The organism is Neorhizobium lilium (assembly GCF_004053875.1).
Classification (GTDB): domain Bacteria; phylum Pseudomonadota; class Alphaproteobacteria; order Rhizobiales; family Rhizobiaceae; genus Neorhizobium; species Neorhizobium lilii.
In genome coordinates, this window is the sequence record NZ_SBIP01000003.1 from 409,288 (window position 1) to 424,481 (window position 15,194).

15 protein-coding genes, 1 tRNA gene, 1 pseudogene and 1 riboswitch are annotated in these 15,194 nt (G+C 59.1%); of the genes and pseudogenes, 12 read left to right on the plus strand and 5 right to left on the minus strand.

The features are described from left to right. The first annotated feature begins 73 nt into the window (after positions 1-73). The 6 genes from pstS (at position 74) to phoB (ending at position 5,564) form a co-directional block, all read left to right on the plus strand. Entirely contained in the window at positions 74-1,129 is a 1,056-nt protein-coding gene (pstS, locus tag EPK99_RS14595; protein WP_205909101.1) for a phosphate ABC transporter substrate-binding protein PstS, read from the plus strand. Between the two features lie 67 nt (positions 1,130-1,196). Then, complete coding sequence (gene pstC / locus EPK99_RS14600) at positions 1,197-2,177, plus strand: phosphate ABC transporter permease subunit PstC (protein WP_128443811.1); 981 nt, start codon at positions 1,197-1,199, stop codon at positions 2,175-2,177. Position 2,178: 1 nt separating this feature from the next. Beyond that, positions 2,179-3,021, plus strand: a complete 843-nt coding sequence (gene pstA / locus EPK99_RS14605; RefSeq protein WP_128443812.1) for a phosphate ABC transporter permease PstA — start codon at positions 2,179-2,181, stop codon at positions 3,019-3,021. After that, entirely contained in the window at positions 3,018-3,821 is an 804-nt protein-coding gene (pstB, locus tag EPK99_RS14610) for a phosphate ABC transporter ATP-binding protein PstB (RefSeq protein WP_128443813.1), read from the plus strand. The genes pstA and pstB overlap by 4 nt, the downstream gene beginning before the upstream one ends. 53 nt (positions 3,822-3,874) lie before the next feature. Continuing rightward, positions 3,875-4,585, plus strand: a complete 711-nt coding sequence (gene phoU, locus EPK99_RS14615) for a phosphate signaling complex protein PhoU (protein ID WP_128443814.1) — start codon at positions 3,875-3,877, stop codon at positions 4,583-4,585. Between the two features lie 295 nt (positions 4,586-4,880). Next, the gene (gene phoB, locus EPK99_RS14620; RefSeq protein ID WP_128443815.1) at positions 4,881-5,564 is read left to right on the plus strand and encodes a phosphate regulon transcriptional regulator PhoB; all 684 of its coding nucleotides are present in this window, start codon (positions 4,881-4,883) and stop codon (positions 5,562-5,564) included. On the opposite strand, the gene EPK99_RS14625 is transcribed toward phoB, so the two are convergent. After that, the gene (locus EPK99_RS14625; protein ID WP_128444239.1) at positions 5,546-5,992 is read right to left on the minus strand and encodes a PACE efflux transporter; all 447 of its coding nucleotides are present in this window, start codon (positions 5,990-5,992) and stop codon (positions 5,546-5,548) included. The two genes, phoB and EPK99_RS14625, sit on opposite strands and share 19 nt — an antisense overlap. 253 nt (positions 5,993-6,245) lie before the next feature. After that, positions 6,246-6,782, minus strand: a complete 537-nt coding sequence (locus EPK99_RS14630) for a GcrA family cell cycle regulator (RefSeq protein ID WP_128443816.1) — start codon at positions 6,780-6,782, stop codon at positions 6,246-6,248. Between the two features lie 397 nt (positions 6,783-7,179). On the opposite strand from EPK99_RS14630, the gene EPK99_RS14635 reads away from it, so the two are divergent. The 3 genes from EPK99_RS14635 to EPK99_RS14645 all read left to right on the plus strand — a co-directional run bounded on the left by EPK99_RS14635 (position 7,180) and on the right by EPK99_RS14645 (position 10,532). Then, on the plus strand, positions 7,180-8,376 hold the full coding sequence (locus tag EPK99_RS14635) for an aspartate aminotransferase family protein (RefSeq protein WP_128443817.1): 1,197 nt from the start codon (positions 7,180-7,182) through the stop codon (positions 8,374-8,376). A gap of 54 nt (positions 8,377-8,430) precedes the next feature. Beyond that, the gene (gene argF, locus EPK99_RS14640) at positions 8,431-9,348 is read left to right on the plus strand and encodes an ornithine carbamoyltransferase (protein ID WP_128443818.1); all 918 of its coding nucleotides are present in this window, start codon (positions 8,431-8,433) and stop codon (positions 9,346-9,348) included. Between the two features lie 194 nt (positions 9,349-9,542). Further along, positions 9,543-10,532, plus strand: coding sequence for an Hsp33 family molecular chaperone (locus EPK99_RS14645; RefSeq protein ID WP_128443819.1), 990 nt, complete (start codon positions 9,543-9,545; stop codon positions 10,530-10,532). On the opposite strand, the gene apaG is transcribed toward EPK99_RS14645, so the two are convergent. After that, a complete protein-coding gene (gene apaG, locus EPK99_RS14650) occupies positions 10,533-10,925 on the minus strand; it encodes a Co2+/Mg2+ efflux protein ApaG (protein WP_128443820.1) in 393 nt (130 codons plus the stop codon). Between the two features lie 178 nt (positions 10,926-11,103). After that, positions 11,104-12,309 carry an O-succinylhomoserine sulfhydrylase gene (locus EPK99_RS14655; protein ID WP_128443821.1) on the minus strand — a complete coding sequence of 402 codons (1,206 nt, stop codon included), beginning with the start codon at positions 12,307-12,309 and terminating at the stop codon, positions 11,104-11,106. Between the two features lie 46 nt (positions 12,310-12,355). Next, positions 12,356-12,434, minus strand: a riboswitch (SAM riboswitch). A gap of 85 nt (positions 12,435-12,519) precedes the next feature. Here EPK99_RS14655 and EPK99_RS14660 point away from each other — a divergent pair. After that, positions 12,520-13,635, plus strand: a complete 1,116-nt coding sequence (locus tag EPK99_RS14660; protein ID WP_128443822.1) for a 2'-deoxycytidine 5'-triphosphate deaminase — start codon at positions 12,520-12,522, stop codon at positions 13,633-13,635. A gap of 122 nt (positions 13,636-13,757) precedes the next feature. Here the strand turns inward: EPK99_RS14660 and EPK99_RS14665 are convergent, their stop codons facing one another. Next, positions 13,758-14,327, minus strand: coding sequence for a hypothetical protein (locus EPK99_RS14665; RefSeq protein WP_128443823.1), 570 nt, complete (start codon positions 14,325-14,327; stop codon positions 13,758-13,760). 402 nt (positions 14,328-14,729) lie between these two features. Between EPK99_RS14665 and EPK99_RS14670 the strand changes: the two are divergent. Beyond that, positions 14,730-14,948 (plus strand): annotated as a pseudogene (locus EPK99_RS14670) (2'-deoxycytidine 5'-triphosphate deaminase); the annotation flags it as partial. A 152-nt stretch (positions 14,949-15,100) separates the two neighbouring features. Continuing rightward, a tRNA-Gly gene (locus tag EPK99_RS14675) sits at positions 15,101-15,174 on the plus strand. Positions 15,175-15,194: the final 20 nt, after the last annotated feature.

A 15,194-nucleotide genomic window follows, 5' to 3' on the forward strand; every position in this document is an offset into this window, starting at 1 on the left:
GAACTGTTATCCGGCCCTGTTATGGGGCGCTTGTCGGCGCACGGCGTCGATCCCTATCCAAGAGGAGACCCTCATGAACTATTTCACTCGCCCGATGGCCGTTGCTGTTGCAATGGCTTCGGCTGCCGCGTTCGTCCCGGCCGCTCATGCGGCTGATATCTCCGGCGCTGGCGCCACCTTCCCCTACCCGATCTATGCAAAATGGGCTGACTCCTACAAGAAGGAGACCGGCAACGGCCTCAACTACCAGTCGATCGGCTCCGGCGGCGGCGTAAAGCAGATCAAGGCCAAGACCGTTACCTTCGGCGCTTCCGACGCGCCGCTCAAGGGTGAAGATCTGGAAGCCTCCGGTCTCGCCCAGTTCCCCATGGTCATGGGCGGTATCGTTCCTGTCGTGAACCTCGAAGGCATCAAGCCGGGCGAACTCGTTCTCGACGGCAAGACGCTGGCCGACATCTTCCAGGGCAAGGTCACGTCCTGGGACGACGAAGCCATCAAGAAGCTGAACCCCAGCGCCAAGCTGCCGAAGAAGGCAATTGCTGTCGTTCATCGTTCGGACGGGTCCGGCACCACCTACAACTTCTCCTACTACCTGGGCGAAACCAGCCCGGAATGGAAGGAAAAGGTTGGCGTCAACTCGGCTCTCGAATGGCCGGTCGGCATCGGCGCCAAGGGCAATGAAGGCGTTGCCAACAACGTCACGCAGGCTGACGGCGCTATCGGCTATGTCGAATACGCCTATGCCAAGCAGAACAAGATGACCTATGCCGACATGATCAACAAGGACGGCAAGACGGTCGAGCCGACCGGAAAGTCGTTCGCGGCAGCTGCTGAAAACGCAAAGTGGGACTCGCAGCCGGGCTATGGCGTTATCCTCGCCAACCAGCCGGGTGCAGAATCCTGGCCGATGACGGCTGCGACCTGGATCCTGGTTCACAAAAAGCCTGAGGATGCAGCTGCAACTGGCGAAGCCCTCAAGTTCTTCGCCTGGTCCTACAAGAACGGTGGCAAGGCTGCTGCCGAGCTGGACTACGTTCCGATGCCGGAAGCAGTCGTCAAGAGTGTCGAAGCCATGTGGGCCAAGGACATTGTTGGCAAGGACGGCAAGCCGGTCTGGGCTTCCAAGTAATATGCAGCCGGAAGGGGCGCTACAACGCCCCTTCCACTTCCAGAGAGCTGACTGAGGGGCAGGGAGCATGACCTTGGCAATGGCGGAACAACGTGTCGATACGCGGCGCGAAAAGGTCGTAAGGCGCTTCGCCTTCACCGATATGATCTTTGCGGGTGTTTCCCGCGCGGCTGCGATCCTTGTATTGTTGATCCTTGGCGGTGTTGCAATCTCGCTCGTCGTGGGCTCATGGGAAGCAATCACCACATTCGGCCTCGCCTTCCTGACGACGGAAAGCTGGAACCCGGTCACTGAGAAGTTCGGAGCGCTGGCGCCCATCTACGGCACGATCGTGACCTCCGGCATCGCTATTCTGATCGCCGTGCCGATCGGCATCGGCATCGCCATCTTCCTGACCGAGCTGTGCCCGCGTCCGCTGCGCCGCCCGATCGGCATTGCAGTCGAGCTTCTGGCCGGCATTCCCAGCATCATCTACGGCATCTGGGGCCTGTTCGTCTTCGCGCCCTTCGTGCAGACGACGATCCAGCCCTTCGTCATCAACCTGTTCAAGGATATTCCGGGGCTCTCCAGCCTGTTTGCAGGCCCGCCCTACGGTATCGGCATGCTGACCTCCTCGATGATCCTGGCGATCATGGTGCTGCCCTTCGTAACGTCCATCACCAAGGACGTCTTCGATACGGTTCCGGCGGTCCTCAAGGAATCCGCCTACGGCATCGGATGCACGACCTGGGAAGTAACCCGCAATGTCGTCATTCCTTATACGCGGATCGGCATCATGGGCGGCGTCATGCTCGGTCTTGGCCGTGCTCTCGGCGAGACGATGGCGGTTACCTTCGTGATCGGCAATGCGCACCGGATCAGCGCCTCGCTCTTTGCTCCGGGCACGACGATTTCGGCCACGATCGCAAACGAATTTACCGAAGCCGACGGCGAGCTCTATACCTCGTCGCTGATTTCTCTCGGCCTCATTCTCTTCGTCATCACCCTCATCATCCTGGCTGCCGCTCGCTACATGCTGATGCGCATCGGCCGGAAGGCAGGAGCCTGATATGTCGACGATCTATCCTCGCCGCAAAGCTACGAACGGCATCATGATGGTGCTCTGCGGGGTCGCTGCCGTCATCGGCCTGGCCTGGCTCGCCCTCATCCTTGGCGCGTTGCTCTACAAGGGCCTTGCCGGCATCAATCTCGCCGTCTTTACCCAGATGACGCCCCCTCCGGGCGAAGCCGGTGGTCTGTTGAATGCCATCGCCGGCAGCCTGGTCATCACCATCATCGCAGTTGTCATCGGTACGCCGATCGGGATCCTCGCTGGCACCTACATGGCCGAATACGGCCGGTTCTCCAAGCTGACCACAGTCGTACGGTTCATCAACGACATCCTGCTTTCGGCGCCATCCATCGTTGTCGGTCTGTTCGTTTATGAACTTGTGGTACGGCCCATGGGGCACTTCTCGGCCTTTGCCGGTGCCTTCGCCCTGGCAATTCTGGTTATCCCGGTTGTCGTGCGCACCACCGAAGACATGCTCAACCTGGTGCCGAACGCACTGCGCGAAGCGGGCACGGCGATCGGCGCACCGCGCTGGATCGTTATCCGCTCGGTTGCCTATCGTGCCGCACTTTCGGGCATCGTCACGGGCATTCTGCTCTCGATCGCCCGCATATCCGGCGAAACTGCCCCGCTGCTCTTCACGGCCCTCAACAACCAGTTCTGGAGCAGCAACCTGAACGCCCCCATGGCAAGCCTGCCCGTCACCATCTTCCAGTTTGCGCTGAGCCCTTACGAGGAATGGCAGCAACTGGCCTGGACAGGCGCCCTCCTTATTACCCTAACGGTTTTGGCACTTAGCATTTTAGCCCGCAGCCTCACCGGACGCAGAGAGGATCGATGAACAACATGGTATCCCTGGACAAAGTCGCGCCCCAGAACATCAGCGACAAGGCGAAGATCGAGATCAAGAATCTCAACTTCTACTACGGTGAATCGAAGGCGTTGAAGAACATCTCTCTTCAGTTGCCGGAGCGCAGCGTCACCGCTTTCATCGGCCCGTCCGGCTGTGGCAAGTCCACGCTGCTGCGTGTGCTGAACCGCATCTACGAGCTTTACCCCAAGCAGCGCGCCGAAGGCGAAGTGCTGGTGGACGGGAAGAACATCCTCGACCGCAGCCAGGATCTCAACCTGCTGCGGACCAAGGTGGGCATGGTGTTCCAGAAGCCGACCCCGTTCCCCATGTCGATCTATGACAACATCTCGTTCGGCATCAAGCTCTATGAGAACCTCTCCAAGAGCGAAATGGACGAGCGCGTCGAAGCGGCTCTGCGCCGCGCGGCTCTGTGGAACGAGGTCAAGGACAAGCTCAACGCCAGCGGCCTCAGCCTCTCGGGCGGGCAGCAGCAGCGTCTTTGCATCGCCCGCACCGTGGCCGTGAAGCCGGAAATCATCCTGCTCGACGAGCCGGCCTCCGCGCTCGATCCGCTGTCCACTGCCAAGATCGAAGAGCTGATCGACGAACTGCGCGCCGATTACACCATCGTCATCGTCACCCACAACATGCAGCAGGCTGCGCGCGTCTCTCGCCAGACGGCATTCATGTATCTTGGCGAACTGGTAGAATTCGACGAGACGGCCAAGATCTTCACGTCTCCGCAGGAGAAGCGGACTCAGGATTATGTCACCGGCCGCTTCGGCTGACCGATTTTCAAAACCCAAGAATGCAGTGATGTGTGCATCTGGAAGGAACAAAGATGGCCTCGACCCATATCCTATCCGCCTATGATGAGGAATTGCAGTATCTAACCCGCCGTATTTCCGAGATGGGCGGCCTGGCCGAACAGATGTGCTTGGATGCCGTGCGGGCGCTCGTGAACTCGGATTCCGCCCTTGCTCAGAAGGTGATCTCCGATGATGTGATCCTGGACAACGGCGAACGCGAGATTCAGGAAAAGGCGATCATCACCATCGCTCGGCGTCAGCCGGTGGCGGCCGATCTTCGCGAAATCGTCGGCACGCTGCGTATCGCAGCGGATCTGGAGCGCGTCGGCGACCTCGGCAAGAACACGGCCAAGCGCGTCATCGCCGTTCAAGGCACCGGCGTGCCGCGCAAGCTTGCAAGAGGTCTCGAGCATTTGTCGGATCTCGCCCTGGTCCAGCTTAAGGAAGTTCTCGACGTCTACGTCAGCCGCTCTATCGAAAAGGCAGAGGCGATCCGGCTTCGCGACGAAGAAATCGACGCGATGTACACCTCGCTCTTCCGCGAGCTGCTGACCTATATGATGGAAGATCCGCGCAATATCACCACCTGCACGCATCTCCTGTTCTGCGCCAAGAACATCGAACGCATCGGTGACCACGCGACCAACATCGCTGAAACCATCTACTACATGACGACAGGCGCTCAGCCGGAAGGCGAGCGTCCCAAAGACGACTCGTCCAATATGGTCGGCGCTGCCGGCTAGGGCCAGTCGACATTCAGGATTTGGAGCGTGGTATGAGGGAAAATCGTTCAGTTCCAGGAGCGATACCGATGATGGATCTTATATCCACCGAGGGTTCGCGACGCGGAAATGGGCGATTTTCACCATATCCCTTCGGGACGCGCCGGATTTCCCCTTTGAAGACGTCGGAAAGGCCTTGTGGAGGATAGGCTCCACTGCGGCCTTCCCTCCTGTTCAGAAACGAAATCCGCTAGGGCCACGCCCGAAACCTAGATGCCGATTGGTCTTAATGGACTTGTGACGGAAGAGACCCGAAATGCAGCCGAAGATAGCGGTCGTTGAAGACGAAGAGGCGCTGAGCGTGCTTCTTCGCTATAATCTCGAAGCCGAAGGCTATGAGGTGGATACCATCCTGCGTGGCGACGAGGCGGAAATCCGCTTGCAGGAGCGTACGCCGGATCTGCTGATCCTCGACTGGATGCTGCCCGGCGTCTCCGGCATCGAGCTCTGCCGCCGCCTGCGCATGCGCCCGGAAACGGAACGCCTGCCGATCATCATGCTGACGGCCCGCGGCGAAGAGAGCGAGCGCGTCCGCGGGCTGGCAACCGGCGCCGACGACTATGTCGTCAAACCGTTCTCGACGCCGGAGTTGATGGCCCGCGTCAAGGCGATGCTGCGGCGGGCACGTCCCGAGGTCCTGTCGAGCGTGCTCCGCTGCGGCGATATCGAACTCGACCGCGAGACGCACCGGGTTCACCGCAAGAGCCGCGAAGTCCGGTTGGGACCAACCGAGTTCCGCCTTCTGGAATTTCTGATGGCGTCGCCCGGCCGCGTCTTCTCGCGCTCGCAACTGCTCGATGGCGTTTGGGGCCACGACATTTACGTGGATGAGCGCACAGTCGATGTCCATGTCGGCCGGCTGCGCAAGGCGCTCAATTTCTCCAACATGCAGGATGTCATCCGCACCGTGCGCGGCGCCGGCTATTCCATGGAAGCCTGAATCTTTCGCTGCCGCCATTCCGGCAGGGGAAACAGCCGGTCATAGGCCAGGTTGAATACAAAGGCATAGGCAACGTAGAAGACGGCGAAGGAAATATCCATCGCCAGCGCCTGGATGAGGCTGATGCCGAGATGCCAGGCGATGAAGGGCAGCAGTAAAAGCAGCAGCCCGGCCTCGAAAAGCACTGCGTGAACGATACGCAGGCCCAGGCCTTTCATCGTTCTGCCTGTCCTCCACTGCAGGATGTGGTCGAAAATCAGATTGTAGAGGTAGTTCCAGCCGGTCGCGATGGTTGCCGAGACGACCCCGACGACGGCAAGGTTGGACATCGGCACGTGAAAAACGAAGGCGCCAAGAGGTGTCACGAGCGCAAGCCCGATGATTTCAAAGCTGATGGCGTGACGGATACGGTCGCGTGTGGTGCGCAAGGTTGAACCCTCCATGGGTGCTTCCCGGGCCGTCCCGGACATTGTTCCCATTCAGGGGAGGTCGTCCTCACACCCGATAAATGGATATTGCAAATTCATGTTGCAAGATTAAGCGGCCAGCAGGGGCAAGGTAGCCCCTGTGCGATATGCTTCAGGTTGTCATAGCGCAGGTGTTTGGCCTGAAGCCATTGCCTGTTTTGCGCAACAAAAAAGCGGGCCGCTGCCCGCTTTGCTTGTGCTCGTAGATGTAGGATCAGGCGCGGGCAGCTGTCCTGCGGCGCTCGTGAACCGGCTGGTAAGCCAGGCGCGCATGATAGGCACAGTAAGGCGAGGCATCCGGGGACTCGCAGCCGCAGAAGTGGAAGTCATCCTTGAGCGGATCGCCGACCGGCCATTTGCAGGTGCGCTCGGTGAGGTCGGTCAGGGCGAGCTGCTTGGATATCGGGACGACGACATTGCCCTTCGAAGTGACGGCAATTTCTCGGACCGTATCGACGTCGATCTCTTCCTGCAGGGCGGTTGCGCCGACGGTGCGGGCAATCGGGCGGGCAGGCGTAACGCGTGAGGCGAAGGTCGCAGGGCGGGGAGCAACTGCCGGGCGCTTGGCAGGAGCGCGGCTTGCGGCGGCAACACCGCCAGCCTTGGCGCGGCCCGGAAGGTTGAGCCGGTGCACCTTGCCGATCACTGCGTTGCGGCTGACGCCGCCGAGTTGCGCTGCGATCTGACTGGCACTAAGCCCTTCTGCCCACAACCGCTTCAGTTTCTCGACGCGCTCGTCTGTCCAGTTCATGCCCGTTCTCCGCCTTTGAACGTTGCCGGCATACGGAATCCACTCACCTGCGCTGCGAGGATTATGTCGCAACACCCACTATATCTATGATTTAGGTGACTAGTTCCGCCGCATGCGTTCTAGTAATTGATCGTTAACCTAGTGTGAGGCTGACTCCGTGGCAAGAGTCGCTGGAATCGCATCGAATCGATTTCTTGGTTTTCCCCAACTTGCTCAGAACACGAGTCATTTCTGCCACATTGGCCGGAAGGGCTTTAAGACCTGAAAATGGCCGGAAATGCTTGGTGTTTTGTTGACATGCTTCCACCGAATGCCGATAGTGCCCGCGCCGCCCTGTGGGCGGCATTTTTGATTTTTTCGGGCACCTGCGCCCGTAGCCTTCAGGAGTGATGTCGCCATGGCCGAAGCCGCGCTTTTCGACACTTTTGCTCGGGCCCCTCTGCGTTTCGAACGCGGCGAGGGGGTTTGGCTCGTGACGGAAAGTGGAGAGCGATATCTCGACTTTGGTGCAGGCATTGCCGTGAACTCCTTGGGCCATGCGCATCCGCATCTGGTCGAGGCGCTCAAGAACCAGGCGGAAAAGCTCTGGCACACGTCCAATCTCTATGAAGTACCGGGCCAGGAGACGCTGTCGCGGCGGCTGGCCGATCATTCCTTTGCGGACAAGGTCTTCTTCACCAATTCCGGCGCCGAGGCGCTGGAATGCGCGATCAAGACCGCCCGCCGCTATCAATATGTGAAGGGTCATCCGGAGCGCTTCCATATCATCACCTTCGAAGGCGCCTTCCATGGCCGCACGCTGGCAACCATCGCCGCCGGCGGCCAGGCCAAATATCTGGAAGGCTTCGGCCCCAAGGTGGAAGGCTTCGATCAGGTCCCCTTTGACGATCTGGAAGCGCTGAAGGCGGCGGTGACCGAAAGCACCGCGGCCATTCTGATCGAGCCGATCCAGGGTGAGGGCGGTATTCGTCCGGTGCCTAAGGAGTTCCTGGCGGCGTTGCGCCAGATCTGCGACGACAATGGCCTGCTGCTGATCTTTGACGAGGTCCAGTGCGGGGTCGGGCGCACCGGCAAGCTCTTCGCCTATGAATGGACCGGCGTGACCCCGGATATCATGGCGCTGGCCAAGGGCATCGGCGGTGGCTTCCCAGTCGGCGCCTGCCTTGCGACGGCGGAGGCCGCTTCGGGCATGACCGCGGGCACGCACGGCACGACCTATGGCGGCAATCCGCTCGCCATGGCGGTCGGCAATGCGGTCCTCGACGTCGTGCTCAGCGATGATTTCCTCCAGAACGTCCGCGATGTGTCGCTGGTCTTCCGGCAGGGGCTCGCCAGCCTGAAGGATCGCTTTCCGGATGTCATCGAAGAAATCCGTGGCGAAGGCCTTCTCCTCGGCATCAAGGCCAAGGTTCCGGCCGGCGAGCTCGTGGGCGCCATGCGCGCGGAAAACATGCTGGCCGTACCGGCGGGCGATAACGTCGTGCGCCTTCTGCCACCGTTGACGGTCACCGCTGAGGAGACCCGCGAAGGTCTGCGCCGCATCGAAAAGGCGGCTGAACGGCTTGTCGCCAGCGAATTGAAGAAATCCGCCTGAGGGGGCGAAGAGGGCGCCATGGATGGTTCCCTCTGATCTGGGAACCGTAATCACATGGCAGCACCGAAGCATTTTCTCGATCTCTCTGCAGTCGCAGCTCCGGATCTTCGCAACATCCTCGAGGATGCGAAACTCCGCAAGCAGGCCACCAAGGCTGGCACGGCGGACAAGCCGCTGGCCGGCAAGATGCTGGCGATGATCTTCGAAAAGCCCTCCACCCGTACGCGCGTCTCGTTCGATGTCGGCATGCGCCAGCTCGGCGGTGAGACGCTCTTTCTGTCGGGCACGGAAATGCAGCTCGGCCGCGCCGAAACCATCGGCGATACGGCCAAGGTTCTGTCCCGCTATGTGGACGCGATTATGATCCGCACCACGGATCATAACCGAATGCTCGAGCTTGCCGAACATGCGACGGTTCCGGTGATCAACGCCCTGACGGATGATACCCATCCCTGCCAGATCATGGCCGATATCATGACCTTCGAGGAGCACCGTGGACCGGTCGCCGGCAAGACCTTCGCCTGGACGGGCGACGGCAACAACGTGCTCCACTCCTTCATCGAAGGCGCCGCCCGTTTCGGCTACCGGATGAACATGGCCGTGCCCATGGGCTCGGAACCTTACGACAAGTTCCTGAACTGGGCGCGCAACAACGGCGGCGAAATCATGCTCAGCCATGATGCCGAACGCGCTGTGGCGGATGTCGACATGGTGGTCACGGACACTTGGGTTTCGATGAACCAGGAACACAAGGCGCGGGGCCACAACATCTTCCAGCCCTATCAGGTGAACGACCAGTTGATGAAACGCGCAGCAAAAGATGCGCTGTTCATGCACTGCCTGCCGGCCCATCGCGGTGAAGAGGTGACCGACGAGGTGATCGATGGCCCACAATCGGTGGTGTTCGACGAAGCGGAAAACCGTCTGCATGCACAGAAATCCATCCTCGCCTGGTGCTTCGGGCTGGTGTGATCGCCCCTGGAAAGCGCCTTGATTTCGTTCATACGGGCACCCATTTAGCGACCTTCAACGTGCCGCGCAGCGTGACCTGATGGAAACGAACGGCGTCTCAAAGAACATGATCGGCGTCTTCCTTAGGGCCAAGCGGTTCCGCTTCGGCTTGTGCTTGTGTAAAAGCATCGGAACCGGCGCCAAGGAGCGACAAGATGGCGGAAGCAAGCTTAGAATTGAACGAACTCGATTTTGCCGGCGACGACCGCGTCGTGCCCTTTCAGGTCGAGGGGCTGGATGTCCGCGGTCGTGCGGTCCAGCTGGGACCGCTTCTCAACACGATCCTGGCCCGCCATGACTATCCGGCACCGGTCGCCCGGTTGCTGGCGGAAGCCATTGTCCTGACATCCTTGCTCGGCACCTCGCTCAAATTCGACGGCCGGTTCACGGTGCAGACCAAGGGTGATGGCCCGGTGGATCTTCTGGTCGCGGATTTTTCCACGCCGGAAAGCCTGCGCGCCTATGCCCGCTATGACGAGGAAGCGCTGGCCGAGGCTATCCGGGAGGGGCGAATGTCGCCGCCGGAGCTTTTGGGCGAGGGTGTGCTTGCCTTTACCATCGATCAGGGGCGTGGCATGCAGCCCTATCAGGGCATCGTGCCGCTGGACGGCTCGACGCTGGAAGAGATTGCCGGCGTCTATTTCCGCCAGTCGGAGCAGATCCCCACCAAGGTGCGCCTCGGCGTTGCCGAACTCTTCGACCGCGGCGAAGACGGAAAGCCGCGTCATAACTGGCGGGCAGGCGGGCTGATCGCCCAGTTCCTGCCGCAGTCGCCGGAGCGTATGCGGCAGCCGGACTTGCATGGCGGCGACGGTGACGAGCGCGATGAGGATCTTTCCGAGGACGATACCTGGACGGAAGCCCGGGCTTTGGTCGAAACCATCGATACCGACGAGTTGACCGATCCGCATGTGGGGATCGAGCGACTGCTGTTCCGGCTCTTTCACGAGCGCGGCGTGCGGGTTTATCCGCCGCAAAGCGTACTGGACCGATGCAGCTGCTCGCGCGACAAGATCAAAGGGGTTCTAGAAGGCTTTTCAGCCGAAGAGATCCAGGCGAGCGAGGAGGATGGGCATATCGCTGTCACCTGCGAATTCTGTTCCACCACCTATCGCTTCGAAAGGGCCGAATTCGAGCAGGCCTGATCAGTTGAGCACGCGGGTCAGACCGGGGGAATCGAGGGAGAAGGCGGGGATGGCCGCCCTGAACATCTCTCCCTCGTCCGTCTGCATGTCGTAATGACCGAACATCATGCCTGACGGCGTATCGAGCGGGCAGCCGGACGAATATTCGTAACTATCGCCCGGTTGAAGCCTGGGCTGCTCGCCCACCACGCCTGGACCTTCCACCTCGTCCACGAGACCGGTCTGGTCGGTGATGTGCCAATAGCGGTGCACCAGCCGGACCGTGACGTCCGAATGATTTTCGATAACGATGCGATAGCCCCAGACATAGCGGCTGTCTTCCGGACTGGATTGCTCCTCCAGATAATAAGGCTCGACAGAGATCTCGATATCTCTCGTGCGGGCGCGATACATGGGCACCTCGATAAACTGATTTGAGGGATATCGTACAGGCGCGCCGCAACGTCAAGAATTCCGGGCGGTTGCGCAGGAAAACGCCACTTGTTCTTGAGGTTAGAGATAATCGATATGGTGAATCCGGCCGCCGGCCGGATCCAATGGTGAAGAGCTACCCTTAAACCCTTAAACGGCTCTAAGCCGAAACATGCGACAGCGCCCGCGCAAAATCCTCCAGCAGATCCTGGCTGTCCTCGATGCCGGCCGACAGCCGCACCGTGCCGTCCGAGATGCCGAGTTCGGCGCGGGCTTCGTCGCTGAGGTTCTTGTGGGTCGTCGTGGCCGGATGGGTGATCAGGCTGCGCGTATCGCCCAGATTGTTGGAGATGGTCACGACGTCGAGCGCGTTCTGCAGCTTGAAGGCGGCTTCCTTACCGCCCTTGAGCTCGAAGCAGACGAGCGTCGAGCCGCCCGTCATCTGCTTGGCGATGATATCGGCCTGCGGATGATCCTTGCGGCCCGGGTAGATGACCTTCGCCACTTGTTTCTGCTCGGCCAGGAAGTCCGCGATCTTGGACGCGTTCTCCGTCTGCTGCTTGACGCGTAGCGGCAACGTCTCCACGCCCTTCAGAAGCGTCCAGGCATTGAACGGCGACATGGCGGGGCCTGTGTGACGGAAATAGTCGTGCAGGTTTTCGTCGATCCAGGCCTTATCCGACAGCACAACGCCGCCGAGGCAGCGGCCCTGGCCGTCGATATGCTTGGTTGCCGAATAGACGACGATATGGGCACCGAGTTCCAGTGGTTTCTGGAAGAGCGGGGTCGCAAACACATTGTCGACCACCACCTTGGCGCCGATCTGGTTGGCAAGCTTGGCGACGCCGGCGATATCGACGACTTCCAGCGTCGGATTGGTCGGGCTTTCCAGGAAGAAGACCTTGGTGTTGGGCGTGATCGCCTTTTCCCAGTTCTCCATGAAGCGGCCATCGACCAGCGTGCAGTCGATGCCGTATTTCGGCGCCAGCGTCTCGACCACCCAGCGGCAGGAGCCGAATAGGGCGCGGGCCGCGACGATATGATCGCCGGCCTTCAACTGGCAGAGAATGGCGGCGGTGACGGCAGCCATGCCGGAGGCGGTGGCGCGCGCGTCTTCGGCACCTTCCAGCATGCACATGCGCTTTTCGAACATGTCGTTGGTGGGGCTGCCGTAGCGGGCATAGATGAAGCCGTCCGTCTCGCCCTTGAACCGTGCTTCCGCCGCCTCCGACGTATCGTAGACGAAGCCCTGTGTCAGGTAGATCGCTTCCGACATCTCCCCGTATTGGGAGCGGAGCGTTCCGCCATGGACGAGCTTGGTCGCCGGGCGCCAGGACTTGGATGAGCTGTTGGACGATTGGGTCATGCGTGTCACACCTTCGCAACAAAAAAACCGGCCGCAATAAAGCAGACCGGTTTCACACCCGGTCCTTTTAGCCACTTGTTTAACGTGGCTGCAAGCCGACCGGCCAAATCACCACGGGATAAGACTGGCATAGCGCCGGCCCCCGCTTGCGTCAATGCCCCGCATTTGGTTTTGTCGCGGTCGATATGGCATGAAGCCAAGGGAATGAAGATGACGGCTCGGGAAACGGGAATTCTGGCGGATCGCGCCATAGCGGCTCTGTTCGAGAGCGGGCGGCTGATCTCCGAGCGCGAACTCGAACGCGACCAGATCCAGCCGGCAAGCCTCGACCTGCGCCTGGGCGCCAAAGCCTTCCGGGTTCGCGCGAGCTTCATGCCCGGTCCCACAAGCCTGGTTTCCGACAAGCTCGACCGGCTGAAGCTGCATGTGATTGATCTGACGGAAGCGGCGGTGCTGGAAACCGGCTGTGTCTATATCGTGCCGCTGATGGAGAGGCTCGATCTGCCCGAAGGAATGTCCGCTTCCGCCAACCCCAAGAGTTCGACCGGGCGTCTCGACATCTTCACCCGCGTCATCACCGATTATGCGCAGGAATTCGACAAGGTTCCGGCCGGCTATTCCGGCCCGCTCTACCTTGAGATTAGCCCGCGCACCTTCCCGATCGTGGTGCGGCGCGGTTCGCGCCTGTCGCAGATCCGCTTCCGGGTGGGCAATGCTTTGCTCGGCGAGCCGGAACTTCTGAAACTGCACGAAGCGGAAACCCTGGTGGCATCCAAGCTGCCCAACGTCTCCGGCGGCGGCATTGCCTTGTCCATCGACCTCTCCGGCGATCATGAAGGGCTGATCGGCTACCGCGGCAAGCACCACACGGCCGTGGTTGATGTCGACAAGAAAGCCCAGCACGACATCTTCGATTTCTGGGAGCCGATCTACAGCCGCGGCCGCAGCGAGCTGATCCTCGATCCAGACGAGTTCTATATCCTCGTCTCACAGGAGGCGGTGCACGTGCCCCCCTTTTATGCAGCGGAGATGACGCCGTTCGATCCCTTGGTCGGCGAATTTCGGGTCCACTATGCGGGCTTCTTCGATCCGGGCTTCGGCCACGAGGCATCGGGTGGGCGCGGCAGCCGGGCCGTACTCGAAGTGCGCAGCCATGAAGTGCCTTTCATCCTCGAAGACGGCCAGATCGTCGGCCGCCTCGTCTACGAGCACATGATGGAAAAGCCTGAAGCGCTTTACGGCGCGGGCCTCGGCTCCAATTATCAGGCGCAAGGCCTGAAGCTTTCCAAGCATTTCCGCGCCGGAGCCGAGCCACCTGCCACTTGACAGGCGATCACTTCGGCTTGAAATCCGAACCGTCAGGTGGTCGTGACTTAGTGCAGGCCGAATTGATGCCTCTCCAGGTGGGCTAAGGATGTGGTCGCAAACCGCGGTTGCGTAAAAAACATTCAGAGTGACGAAATATACTTTCTAAAATCTCTATGTACTCTTTTTAAAGCATAGGATCTTTCAAGACTAGAACGCTTACTGATTGTTTCGATGTTGTCATCGACATCAAATGCCGTGTTCTTTGTTATGTTTATAATTCTCAACAAGGGCCCGGAATCGATCTCAAGGGTGCTTCCGTAAATAACGACAACGTCGTTTCCATTGGTTACCGGAAAATCACATTTCGGTACGACGACTTTTATTTCATCGCTGCCTGGAACATCCAGATGTAATTTCGTCATAATATAAGAGTGGTCCCCCTCTCTATAGCGCTCTTTGCTAACTTTGTATGCAGTACCTCTTCGATTCCAAAACTGAAAATACTTGGTAGACTCACGTTTCTGTTCAAATTTCCGACGCTCTTCAGCCTCTATTCTGTCCCGCTCTGCTTGCTCTGCTTCTGCCCGTGCGCGTTCGGCTCTTGATTTTATTTCTCTTTCTGCCTGCGCCTGTTTTTGTTTTTCTAGAAACTCTGAAAATTTCGTATTAGCGGCTAACGCTGCAATTTTTGCTTTTTCAAAAAACGACATTTTCACCCTCTGAATTTCAGTCATTTTTGCCGTATATGGATCTAAGTCATATATATAAGTGTATGTCCATATTGCTTATTGTTTAGATAGAGAGCGTCTTCAATATAATAAAACGCTTCTATAGCTAACAACACGAAATGGGGTGCATTCGCGCAATAATTTCGTAGAAACTTTATGAAATTCTATGGTGGTAGAATATATTTTCTTGATGTTGGTGTTGACCAAATCTATCATAGAATGATATTCAAATTTCTGATTAAACATAAATCGGAGGCTGCTATGATTGCTGTTGTTTTGATTGTGGGTTGCTTGGCTGTTGGTGTATACTACGGCTTCAAGGCCACCAACAGGTAGTTATTGCACCATATACCGCGCATTTCGAATTTGGATATTCGCGTATTGGCCGGCTTCTTCGATCCGGGCTTCGATCACGAGGCGTCGGGTGGGCGCGGCAGCCGCGCGGTGCTCGAAGTGCCCTTCATCCTCGAAGACGGCCAGATCGTCGGCCGCCTCGTCTACGAGCACATGATGGAAAAGCCTGAAGCGCTTTATGGTGCGGGCCTCGGCTCCAATTATCAGGCGCAAGGTCTGAAGCTTTCCAAGCATTTCCGCGCTGAATAATATAGGCAGCGGTCGGGGACGTGCCGGATTCAGCTGATCGGCTTGCCCCGGTTAAAGCCTCGTGCGGAGGTTCGGCTCAGCCTTTTCGCCATCTCGACCTCGATCCGATTGGAGTTGAATTTCCACTCGGGAGAGGCTAGTTCTGGCTGCGCGCGGGTGTAGCTCAATGGTAGAGCAGCAGCTTCCCAAGCTGAATACGAGGGTTCGATTCCCTTCACCCGCTCCAGCCTCCTCCCTTACATGTTT